Here is an 11,959-nt window from a genome sequence, read left to right on the forward strand (position 1 = left end):
CGCCGACGGCACGTTGGGGGTTGCGCGTTTTATCGAGGCCTTTCCACGCCTGCGCCACCTCGAAATCAGGGACATCCCCCTCGACGACCTCCCGCCCTCAATCAACAACCTGCCCCATCTGCGCATCGTGAGCCTGGATAACTGCCGCATCACCCTCAGCACCGCCAGCGCCGCGCGCCTGGCCGCCCTGAGCGACCTGCAGGGGCTCAACCTGCATCAGAACCCCTTGGGGCAAGTGCCAGACCTTCAAGCCATGCGTGACCTGCAAGACCTGGACCTGTCCGAGACGGGCATTGAGCACATGCCCGTGGGCCTGCTCAACCTGCCCGACCTGGAGACTGTCTTTTTGAGCGGCAACCAACTGCGCGAACTGCCGCCGAGCCTGTTTGAACTGCCACCTGCGGCCAGCCAACGCTTCGACCTTTCGGGTAACCCGCTTACGCAGCCCACACTGGAGCGCATCAAAGCCTATTACCAACAGCATGGCATCCACTGGGAGGCCGACGCTGCCGAGGTTGACCAACGAGACGCGCGCCTGCTGTATCCCTCGCTCAGTCATGATGCCCTCAATCAATTCATCTTCAGCCTGCCGGGCGACATCGAAGCCGGGCGGCGCGAACTGGCACGGCTGGCAGACGAACTGAAGACCTTGCAGAGCGAATTGACAGGCTGGTCGAGTGCTCCGGGACTCTCCGGGCTGGAACACGCCAGGCGTCAGTCGCTGCACCGCGTGCTGGAAAACAGCTGGCGCCGGGAAACACCCCAGGATACGCGCTTGATCCATGCCTTGAACTTGCCCGCAGCCCTGGCCGGCGACCTGCCGACACTGAGCGCACAGTTCAACCACATCGGTTACCTGAGCCTTGAAGGCAACGGCGCCCCCATGCAGCCGGAGGCCTTTCTCAAGAGCTTCACTGCACTGGACATTCTCAGTATCCAGAACGCACAGCTGGGGGACATTCCCGCCTCGGTGTTCGACCTGCCCAAGCTCACGCACCTGGGCCTGACGCGCTGCGGCATCACACTGTCGCAGACCAGCAGGAATGCACTCGCGGGGATGACGCGCCTGGAGCACCTGGACCTGTCCTACAACCCTCTGGGCCTGGTGGTGGACTTTCAGCGCCTGGCCCACTTGAAGGATATTTCGCTGCAAGGCACCGGCCTGCGAGAAGTTCCTCTGGGCTTGTTGACCCAGGACCGCCCAATGGCCATCAACCTCAGCCACAACGCCATTACCGAACTGCCCGAGGCCAGCTTTACGCTGCCTGTCACCGCCACTCACCGTTTCAACCTCTATGCCAACCCGTTGTCGCGCCGCAGCCTGGACCTGATCAAGGCCTACTGCCAACGCACCGGTGAATTCTTCAACGCCCAAAGCCCGACGACCGAACGTGAAAGGGTCGAGGCGCTGTACCCGCTGCTGCTGGAAAAAGAAGCGGACCGGTTTGTCTTCACGCTACCCGGGCACATGGATGAGATCGCCGCCTACCTGACGCACCTGGAAGCCGAGTATGAACAACTGACGACGGACCTGGAGCACTGGGTCCTGGACGTTCCGCAACGCCATCCCATCCTGGACGTCCCCTTGGATGAGGACACACAAGCCCGGGAGCAATTGCAACGACGTGCTTTCAAAACACTGCTGGAGCAGGCATGGCGCCGCGAAAGCGCAGAAGACGATGAAAGCCTCGACGATGAACTCACCCACAGCCTGAACCTCGATACACCGATCATGGGCGCGTTGCCACAGCTGAGTGCACGGCTTGAACATATCTCACGGTTCGAAATGAACGGCGACGGCACGACCACGTCGCTGGACGGCACGCTGCGTTGCTTTCCCAACTTGCAGACACTGAATGTGCGCCGCTGCCAGCTGCAGACCCTGCCCACTGCGCTGTTCAACCTGCCCAAGCTCTCCAGCCTGGAAATGAACGAGTGTGCAATCACCTTGACAGCAGACAGTGCACGGGCCATCGCGGACTTGAGCGCAATGGAGTTTCTCGACCTTTGCGACAACCCGCTGACGTTGTCTCCTGACGTCAGCGGCATGAGCCAATTGGTGGCACTGCATTTGCGCGCCACCCACATCAGCACGGTGCCCGCAGGGGTGTTCCAACTGACCGAACTGCAAACCCTGGACCTGAGTGACAACCTGATTACGGAGATTCCGCCCGACCTGCTGGAAATGATTCCTGTGTTTCACGATGACAGCGACCTGAGCGGCAACCCGCTGTCGCCCGAAAGCCTGGACTTGCTCAGGCGCTACTTCCAGCGCACGGGCAACGAGTTCCAGGTGATCGAAGCCACTCAGGACGAACACGGCAATCCACTGCCGTCTCCCCAGGCTCAACCACAGGAGGAATGAACGGGTTCAACCGCGCTCGGCGGGCACCGAGGACAGTTCGAACGGGCTGCTGCTGCGGCGCTGGTTGCGGTCTTCGCGGGGGGTGGCGCCGAAGAAGTTGCGGTAGGCGCTGGAGAAATGCGGCCCCGAGGAGAAGCCGCAGGACAGGCCGATCTGGATGATCGACTTGCTGGTTTGCATGAGCATCTGGCGGGCCTTGTTCAGGCGCAGTTCCAGGTAATACTGGCTGGGGACGCGATTGAGGTATTGCTTGAAGATGCGTTCGAGTTGTCGTCGCGACACGCACACGTGCTGGGCGATTTCGTCGGTGGTCAGCGGCTCTTCGATATTGGCTTCCATCAGCAGAACCGCCTGGGTCAGCTTGGGATGGCTGGAACCCAGGCGGTTTTGCAGCGGAATACGCTGACGCTCGCCGCCTTCGCGGATGCGCTCGACCACCAGTTCTTCGGAGACGGCGCCAGCCAGTTCGGCGCCATGGTCACGGGCCAGTACTGCCAGCAGCAGGTCGAGCACCGACATGCCGCCACAGGCGGTGAGGCGGTCGCGGTCCCAATCGAACAGGTGGCTGGTGGCGATGACCTTGGGGAAACGTTCGGCGAAATCGTCCTGCCAGCGCCAGTGCACCGCGGCGCGATAACCGTCGAGCAGGCCGAGCTGGGCCAGCGGGTAGACCCCCGCCGACAGGCCGCCGATCACACAACCGGCGCGCACCAGCTGCTTGAGGGCGGTGCTCAGTTGCGAAGCGATGACGGTGGGCGGTTCGTCCGCCAGCAGGAACAGCTTCTGGAACCCTTCCAGCTTGCCGGCCCATGGCTCGCCCGGCAGTTGCCAGGCGCCTTCGGTGGCGGGTTCGGCGAGCAGGAATGACAGCTCGTAGACCACTTCCGGATGCACCCGCTGGGCAACGCGCAAGGCCTCCTCAGCCAGCGCAAGCGTCAGGGCTTTTGTGCTGGGCCAAATCAGGAAACCAATTCGATGGGCGGTCATGGGGAGCTATCCGAAGCGAGTAACGGTAATGAAGACAAAGGCCAATGCTAGCCGGTAAACGAACACAAATCTCAAAACATGTGGAGATCCAATGTGGGAGCTGGCTTGCCTGCGATAGCGGTCGGTCAGTGGGCACATCTGTTTCTGATAGACCGCTATCGCAGGCAAGCCAGCTCCCACAGGGGATTGAGGTCAATTTCAAAGCTGTGAAGCATGCACTACTTCAGTGCACAAAAGCAGCCTTGATTATTTCAAACTGCCGGACAAGAACTGCTGCAAACGCTCGGACTGCGGATTCACCAGCACTTCACGCGGGTTGCCGCGCTCTTCGACGATGCCTTTGTGCAGGAACACCAGCTGGTTCGACACTTCACGGGCAAAGCCCATTTCGTGGGTCACCACCACCATGGTGCGGCCTTCCTGGGCCAGGTCCTGCATCACCTTGAGCACTTCGCCGACCAGCTCCGGGTCGAGCGCCGAGGTGGGTTCGTCGAACAGCATCACCTCAGGCTCCATCGCCAGGGCACGGGCGATCGCCACGCGCTGCTGCTCGCCACCGGACATGTGGCCGGGGAACGCATCCTTGCGATGACCCACGCCGACTTTGGCCAGGTAATGCTCGGCCTTTTCACGGGCCTCTTTCTTCGACACACCCAGCACGTGCACCGGGGCTTCCATCACGTTTTCCAGCGCGGTCATGTGGGACCACAGGTTGAAATGCTGGAACACCATGGACAGACGCGAACGCATGCGCTGCAGTTGCTTGGGGTCGGCAGCCTTCATGGCGCCGTCCTTGTTGGCCACCAGTTTCAGCTCTTCGTTGTTGAGCAGAATCTTGCCGGCGTGGGGTTGCTCCAGCAGGTTGATGCAGCGCAAAAAGGTACTTTTGCCCGAACCACTGGAACCGATGATGCTGATCACATCACCGGCCGCGGCGGCCAGGGACACACCTTTGAGCACTTCATGACTGCCATAGCGTTTATGCAGGTCTTGGACTTCAAGTTTGTACATGCGGTCGGTTCTCACAAAAACAGGTGGTCAGTCGTTGAGCAAGCGCCCGTGACGCAGCGCTTCGCGCCCCGCCACCTTGGCCAGCCAGAAACCCGCTTGGGCATAACGTAGCCGTTCAACGGCAAACAACACCCCGGACGTGCCCGCGCAGACAATGCTCACGCGGTCGGTCAGAGGATCAATCACTTCAAAAATCGCCTCGCCTTTTTCGATCCAGTCACCGGCTTTACGCAGGTAGCTGATGACCCCGGCGTGAGGGGCGAACAGCAATTCAGTGCCCTCGAAGGGCAAGCCTTCACAGGGTTCAAATTGTGGTGCGGGCCATTCGCCTTTGATCAAGCCTTGTTCGGCCAGGAACGCGAGGATGCCTTCAGCGTGGAAGATCGCCTCGTCGCGCCCGGTGTCCGCCTGGCCACCCAGTTCCAGGGTAGTCGCCAGGCACGCCAGCGGGACCTGCGCCTCGGGGAACGCCTGGGACAGGCGTAACCACGGCAACGAGCAAGCTTCATCGAACGAGCTGCCGCCGGAGTCTTCCGCCAGCAGGCCGACTTTGACATTCAGGTGCGCCGACAGCGAACGCCACTGCGGCCAGTGCTGGGGCAGCGCGTACATGTGCAGTGCGGCTTCGGCGTCGCAATGCAGGTCGAGCACCACGTCGGCGGTACAGGCGTGGCTGAGCAACAAGCGCTGCATGCCTTGCAGCTGACTGCTCGGCGCCGGTAAGGCGTTGAGCACATCGCTCATCGCCTGGCGGATCAGGCGCACATTGGCATGGGGATCATCCCCCAGCTTGCCCTTGAGCAACTCGGCCACCGGCTCGCTCAACTCGACGAAATCACGGTTGAAATTCTTGCCGCTGCCGATCTCGAAACGGCCCTGGTGGCTGCCTTGCAGCAACTGCCCCAAGCCCATCGGGTTGGCCACCGGTACCAGCTCGATCACGCCATTGAGGGCGCCTTGCTGTTCCAGCTCGGTGAGGCGTTTTTTCAGCTCCCACGCGGCGCGCATACCGGGCAATTCATCGGCGTGCAGGCTGGCCTGGATATAGGCCTTGCGCTCGCCACTGCCGAAACGGAACACGCTCAGCTGGCGCTCGCAGCCCAGGTGACCCCAGGGCAACCGATGATCGATACGTTCCATATCAATGCTTCCGTGGGGCCAGGTAGCTCAGCCAGCGGCCTTCGGCCATCTTGAACAAGCGCACCAAGATGAAGGTCAGGCACAGGTAGAACACACCAGCCGTAATGTAGGCCTCGAACGGCAGGTAGAACTGGGCGTTCACCGTGCGCGCGGCACCGGTGATGTCGATCAGGGTGACGATGGAGGCCAGGCTGGTGGTCTGCAGCATCATGATCACTTCGTTGCTGTACTGCGGCAGTGCGCGGCGCAGGGCCGACGGCAGCAGGATGCGGCGGTACAGCTTGTAGCGCGACATGCCCATGGCCTTGGCGGCTTCGATCTCGCCATTGGGCGTGGCCTTGAGGCTGCCGGCGATGATCTCGGCGGTGTAGGCGCTGGTGTTGATCGCAAACGCCAGGCACGCACAGAACGTGGCGCTGGACAGCAGCGGCCAGAGGAAGCTTTCGCGCACCGCGTCAAACTGGGCCAGGCCGTAGTAGATCAGGAACAGCTGCACCAACATCGGCGTGCCGCGGATCACGTAGGTGAACAACCAGGCTGCACCGTTGACCACCGGCTGCTTGGACACACGCATCAAGCCCAGGGGCAAGGCGGCGAGCAGGCCGAAGAACAGCGAGATGGCGAGCAGTTTCAGGGTGGTCAACAAGCCGCCGAGGTACAGCGGCATGGCGTCCCAAATGACGTTGTAGTCGAAGATCATAGATCAGCCGCCCTTACGCCTACCGAGTAGCGCTTCTCAAGATGACGCAAGGCCAGCAACGAAACGCTGGTGATCACCAGGTACATCGCCGCCACTGCGAGGAAGAAGGTAAAAGGCTCGCGGGTGGCGTCTGCCGCCTGCTTGGCCTTGAACATCATGTCTTGCAGGCCCACCACCGAGATCAGCGCGGTGGCCTTGGTCAGTACCAGCCAGTTGTTGGTAAACCCGGGGATCGCCAGACGAATCATCTGCGGCACCATCACCCGGAAGAACACCTGGAACGGGCTCATGCCATACGCCATGCCGGCTTCGGCCTGGCCCTTGGGAATGGCCATGAAGGCGCCACGGAAGGTTTCCGAGAGGTAGGCGCCAAAGATGAAACCCAGGGTGCCGATGCCGGCGGCCAAGGGGTTCAAGTCGATATAGTCGTCGTAGCCGAGCATCGGCGCGACGCGGTTGAGCAGGTCCTGACCGCCGTAGAAAATCAGCAGGATCAGCACCAGGTCCGGGATCCCACGGATCACGGTGGAATACAGGTCACCCAGCCAGGCCAACCAGCGCACCGGCGACAGGCGTAACGCGACCCCGATCAGACCCAGAACAATGGCCAAGGCCATGGACGACAAGGCGAGCTGAAGCGTCAACCATGCGCCATCGAGGATGACGGCCCCGTAGCCTTTCAACATGATTCAGGTCCTCGAAAAGGGGGATGAAAAAATGGCGCAAACCTCAGGAATTCTGTTGCTTGCGCCATTGGGGACAGACAGCTGCGACGAGTTACTTAGGGTCAGCGCCGTAAATATCGAAGTCGAAGTATTTGTCCTGGATTTTCTTGTATTCGCCGTTGGCACGGATCGCCGCGATGGCTGCGTTGATCTTGTCCAGCTCGGCCTTGTCGCCTTTGCGCACCGCGATGCCTACGCCGTCGCCGAAGTATTTGACGTCGGTGAACTGTGGGCCCACGAACGCGTAGCCTTTACCGGCCGGGGTTTTCAGGAAGCCATCTTGCAGCAGGGTGGCGTCGGCCACGGTGCCGTCAAGGCGACCAGCTTCCACGTCCAGGTAGATTTCGTTCTGCGAGCTGTAAGGCACGACGGTGGCGCCTTTCGGAGCCAGGACTTCCTTGGCGAAACGATCGTGGATCGAACCGCGCTGCACGCCGATTTTCTTGCCTTTGAGTTCGTCCAGGCTGTCGCTGACGGTGGTGCCTTCCTTCATGACCAGGCGCGCCGGTGTCAGGTAGTAGCGGGTGGTGAAGTCCACGGACTTCTTGCGGTCTTCAGTGATGGACATGGACGACAGGATCGCGTCGATCTTGCGCACTTTCAGCGCCGGGATCAGGCCGTCGAACTCTTGCTCGACCCATACACACTTGACCTTCATCTCTGCGCACAGGGCGTTGCCGATGTCGTAGTCAAAACCCACGATGCTGCCATCCGGCGCCTTCGAGGCAAACGGAGGGTAAGCCGCTTCGATACCAATCTTCAGGGGCTTCTCATCAGCGAAAGCCTGCATGGACAGCACGGACAGCGCCAGGGCGCCCAACAGCACGAGTTTCTTCATCTTGGGACTCCATCGGTATAGGGCAAAAAGCAGTATGAGCCGGGGCCCACGATGCGACTTAAGTGAAACCGAATAGCGGTGCTGCGTCCTACGCGAGCTATACGCCTGCGACGACGAGCGAGTGATCGGCATTCTAACGACAGGCCGGAAGCCGATATTTCCTCAATGCGACAACAATTTACAGAAGCACTGAGAAAGCGGTTCCAGCACATTGACAGTCCCTGGATTTTATGCAGAGACAAAAGATATTAAACCTGTTGATGCTGCAAATTGCGGGCCTATTATTCGCAAACCCTTCTAGCACGGCAAGTCTGGCGTTTAATCTTATTTCTGGGGGTGTCTGGGACGAGGGTTTTCGGGGCACTGGCGTAGCACATTGCCTCATGTTTGGGCGTGGGGTTACACATTCAGGGGGCGCGGTAACATTCAGAAACTTCCCACAAGGGAAACCGATATTTATTGGCCTCTGCGTTGAGTAAGGCCGTCAGACAGCCCACCGACCTTGATTTGAGATGCACTCCAACTGTGGGAGCTGGCTTGCCTGCGATGGCAATCTGTCAGTTAGCCCACCTATGCCTGATACACCCTCATTGCAGGCAAGCCAGCTCCCACAGTGACCCGGTTTCTTCAGCGGTATTGAACTGCGCCTAACAAAAAAGCCCCACCCGGCTTGCGCCGAATGGGGCTCGTTACCACTAACCCGCCTTACGCGACGTTCATGGTCTTGTGGGTCTCAATCAAATGCGCCACCACGCCCGGGTCTGCTAGGGTGGAGATATCCCCCAACCCGTCATATTCCGCCGTGGCAATCTTGCGCAGGATACGCCGCATGATTTTGCCCGAACGCGTCTTCGGCAAGCCCGGTGCCCACTGGATCACATCCGGCGAGGCAATCGGCCCGATCTCCTTGCGCACCCAGTTTTTCAGCTCCAGGCGCAGCGCTTCGTTCGGCTCTTCACCGTTCTTGAGGGTGACATACACATAGATGCCCTGCCCTTTGATGTCATGGGGCACACCGACCACCGCCGCCTCGGCGACTTTCGGGTGGGCGACCATGGCGCTTTCAATCTCGGCGGTGCCCATGCGGTGGCCGGACACGTTCAACACGTCGTCCACACGCCCGGTGATCCAGTAGTAACCGTCCTCGTCACGACGCGCACCGTCACCGGTGAAGTACATGCCACGGAAGGTCTTGAAGTAAGTATCAACAAAGCGGTCATGGTCGCCGTACAGCGTACGCGCCTGGCCCGGCCACGAATCGAGGATCACCAGGTTACCCTCGGCCGCCCCTTCGATCAGGTTGCCCAGGTTATCCACCAGCGCCGGCACCACGCCGAAGAACGGCCGTGCCGCCGACCCCGGCTTGAGCGCATGGGCGCCTGGCAGCGGGCTCATCATGTTGCCGCCGGTTTCGGTCTGCCACCAGGTATCGACGATCGGGCAACGGGATTGGCCGACATTCTTGTAGTACCAGTCCCAGGCTTCCGGGTTGATCGGCTCACCCACCGACCCCAGCAGGCGCAGGCTGCTGCCATCGGCGCCTTCCACGGCAGCGGTGCCGGAAGCCATCATCGCGCGGATGGCGGTCGGCGCGGTGTAGAGGATGTTGACCTTGTGCTTGTCGACGATCTTCGCCACCCGAGTGATGTCCGGGTAGTTCGGCACGCCTTCGAACAGCAAGGTGGTCGCGCCGTTGGCCAGCGGGCCGTAGACGATATAGGTGTGGCCGGTGACCCAGCCGACGTCGGCGGTGCACCAGTAGATTTCGCCCGGGCGGTAGTCGAACACGCGCTCATGGGTCAGGGCTGCGTAGAGCAGGTAGCCGCCGGTGGTGTGCTGCACGCCCTTTGGCTTGCCGGTGGAGCCGGAGGTGTACAGGATGAACAGCGCTTCTTCGGCGCCCATCTCTTTAGGCGCGCACACGGTGCCCGCCACTTTCATCAGGTCTTCGTACCAGATGTCGCGGTGCTGGTTCCACTTGATGTTGCCATTGGTGCGCTTGCACACGATGACTTTCTGGATGCTGTTGGTTTCCGGGTTGGTCAGGGCGTCGTCGACGTTGGCCTTCAGCGGAATTTTCTTACCGGCGCGAATGCCTTCGTCGGCCGTAATCACCACCTTCGACCGACAGTCGATGATGCGACCAGCCAGGGCTTCCGGCGAAAAGCCGCCAAACACCACGGAATGGATCGCACCGATGCGGGTACACGCCAGCATGGCGACCACGGCTTCGGGGATCATCGGCATATAGATAGTCACCACGTCGCCGCGGTGCACATCCTGGCCGCGCAGGGCGTTGGCGAACTTGCAGACTTCTTCATGCAATTCGCGGTAGGTGATGGTGCGGCTTTCGGAAGGGTCGTCGCCCTCCCAAATGATGGCTGCCTGATCGCCGCGCTCGGCGAGGTGACGGTCCAGGCAGTTGTAGGAAACGTTCAGGGTGCCATCGGCAAACCATTTGATATCGACATGGTGATCGTCGAAAGAGGTCTGCTTCACCGCGGTGAAAGGCTTGACCCAGTCAAGGCGCTTGGCTTGCTCGCGCCAGAAACCGTCGGGGTTGACCACCGACTGCTGGTACATGGCCTTGTAGGTCGCCTCGTCGGTCAGCGTGTTGGCTGCTACTTCGGGGCGAACGGGGTACAGGGAAGCCGCACTCATCTTTCTTACCTCGGTGACAATAGTTGTTTTTGTATGCCCCGTTGTAGCCGGGGCTGCCCCATAGAACCATTCGACGATGGTAGTAACAAGCCCCTACATTTTGCCCTGCTATGTGCGTTCACAGCTCTGGCCCGCAGCCCGCGGCGCTTTGCGCCTTGATGAAAAAAGCTTTACCACGGGATTGTTACAAAAACCGCCAATAGTGTTTATCAAAAGCACGGGTATATGAATATAACCCGGGAGCCTAAAATTCATTCCGTCAACGCGACACTGTGATTAACAACGCAACAGCCCCCACGAAGGCAACGTTAATCCGAACTTTCCAACCCCAAGTTACACACGTGGCCTCACGAGGGCCCCGTGACCCACTTCGACCTCAATAAGGTAAATAGAGAAATGAAAGCTTTAGTAGTTATGGCCCTCAGCAGCTTGTGCGCCACCGCCGCCCTGGCCGACGAGGCCGCGACTGACGTAGCTGGCCGCAATACCCCGATTGTTGAAGACTACACTTACAGCACCCACCTGGACGTTGCCAAAGTAGTGTCCATGAGCACTGTTCCAGAAGTCTGCGAAGTTGTACCGGTACAAATGGAATATGAAGATTCACAAGGCCAACGACATATTCTTAAATACCAAGTCATGGGCAATGGTTGCTCTAACGGATAACAACTTCTCAAGTTCGCTGTAAACCCGGATCTTGGCCGCCGCAAGAAATCGTTCTTGCGGCCAAGAACCCTCCCCCTGAATTCCCCTATCCCAATGTGGGAGCTGGCTTGCCTGCGATGGCGGTAGCCGCCACACCGATGCAATCAGCTACACCCCCTCCTCCAGGCTCAACAAAATACCTCCACCGCCTGTCACCCCACCAAACCCCTGTAAACCCTCACTCTGGCTCAAATAGCAGGCTTTTTGTCTGTGATCCGAGACCATCCGCCGCAACACAAACCCGATTTTTTCCCTATAATGCGCGGGTAAATCGGGCCTGCAATATCCCTTTACACTGGGATGAAGAGCCAGACCTGAGGCCTCCGCTGGAGCATGCACCTAGCGCTCCGCACCTCAAGCCTCACGCAGAACCCGTAACCCAATTCCGTTTATTTGCCTGCGCGAGCTGTTGCAACAAACGATTCCTTAAGATCCACCGCGGCCTCAGGGCCGTGTGAACACCCAACCATCCGGTTTCACACGGGCACCTTTGAGCCCTCACGCAGGAGACGACACGTCATGCTGAGCTGGGACGAATTCGACAAAGAAGAAGAAGGCGAAGTAGCCACCAAAGGCGCCAACGCCGGCCACGCCACCGAAGCCAACATGGACCGCCTCGACGGTGCCGGCGCCGCCGCCGCCATCGAAGCCCGCGCCGTCACCGCCAGTGACTCCGCCGCCATCAAGCGCGCCAAGGCCGCCCTCGACAGCCTCGACGTCGCCGAAGGCCTTGCCGAACTCGAAGGCGCCTCCGCCCGCGTCGCCGTTGACGAAAAGCGCATGATCAACTGCCGCGCCGACCTCAACCAACTCGTACCCTTCAAGTA

The 11,959-nt window shown here is 60.2% G+C and carries 9 protein-coding genes and 1 pseudogene; 3 read left to right on the forward strand and 7 right to left on the reverse strand.

Features of this window, described 5'->3' with window-relative positions:
* Positions 1 to 883: 883 nt before the first annotated feature.
* Complete coding sequence (locus ACVWVP_RS16920; RefSeq protein WP_457407283.1) at positions 884 to 2,365, forward strand: leucine-rich repeat domain-containing protein; 1,482 nt, start codon at positions 884 to 886, stop codon at positions 2,363 to 2,365.
* A 6-nt stretch (positions 2,366 to 2,371) separates the two neighbouring features.
* Here the strand turns inward: ACVWVP_RS16920 and argR are convergent, their stop codons facing one another.
* From argR to acs, 7 genes are all read right to left on the reverse strand, one after another.
* Positions 2,372 to 3,352, reverse strand: a complete 981-nt coding sequence (argR, locus tag ACVWVP_RS16925; protein ID WP_259173104.1) for a transcriptional regulator ArgR — start codon at positions 3,350 to 3,352, stop codon at positions 2,372 to 2,374.
* A gap of 246 nt (positions 3,353 to 3,598) precedes the next feature.
* Positions 3,599 to 4,363: an ABC transporter ATP-binding protein gene (locus tag ACVWVP_RS16930; RefSeq protein WP_016973723.1), complete on the reverse strand. Its 765-nt coding sequence runs from the start codon at positions 4,361 to 4,363 to the stop codon at positions 3,599 to 3,601.
* A 27-nt stretch (positions 4,364 to 4,390) separates the two neighbouring features.
* Positions 4,391 to 5,503 carry a succinylglutamate desuccinylase/aspartoacylase family protein gene (locus tag ACVWVP_RS16935; protein ID WP_259173105.1) on the reverse strand — a complete coding sequence of 371 codons (1,113 nt, stop codon included), beginning with the start codon at positions 5,501 to 5,503 and terminating at the stop codon, positions 4,391 to 4,393.
* Position 5,504: 1 nt separating this feature from the next.
* A complete protein-coding gene (locus tag ACVWVP_RS16940) occupies positions 5,505 to 6,203 on the reverse strand; it encodes an ABC transporter permease (RefSeq protein ID WP_176997965.1) in 699 nt (232 codons plus the stop codon).
* Complete coding sequence (locus tag ACVWVP_RS16945; RefSeq protein WP_016973726.1) at positions 6,200 to 6,889, reverse strand: ABC transporter permease; 690 nt, start codon at positions 6,887 to 6,889, stop codon at positions 6,200 to 6,202. The genes ACVWVP_RS16940 and ACVWVP_RS16945 overlap by 4 nt, the downstream gene beginning before the upstream one ends.
* 91 nt (positions 6,890 to 6,980) lie before the next feature.
* Positions 6,981 to 7,766: an ABC transporter substrate-binding protein gene (locus tag ACVWVP_RS16950; RefSeq protein WP_178925467.1), complete on the reverse strand. Its 786-nt coding sequence runs from the start codon at positions 7,764 to 7,766 to the stop codon at positions 6,981 to 6,983.
* 705 nt (positions 7,767 to 8,471) lie between these two features.
* On the reverse strand, positions 8,472 to 10,427 hold the full coding sequence (acs, locus tag ACVWVP_RS16955; protein WP_176997966.1) for an acetate--CoA ligase: 1,956 nt from the start codon (positions 10,425 to 10,427) through the stop codon (positions 8,472 to 8,474).
* Between the two features lie 396 nt (positions 10,428 to 10,823).
* Here acs and ACVWVP_RS16960 point away from each other — a divergent pair, with 396 nt between their 5' ends.
* Complete coding sequence (locus ACVWVP_RS16960) at positions 10,824 to 11,093, forward strand: DUF2790 domain-containing protein (protein WP_178925465.1); 270 nt, start codon at positions 10,824 to 10,826, stop codon at positions 11,091 to 11,093.
* 558 nt (positions 11,094 to 11,651) lie between these two features.
* Positions 11,652 to 11,959 (forward strand): annotated as a pseudogene (locus ACVWVP_RS16965) (ribonucleotide-diphosphate reductase subunit beta); the annotation flags it as partial.

Source organism: Pseudomonas sp. TE24901, assembly GCF_054058375.1.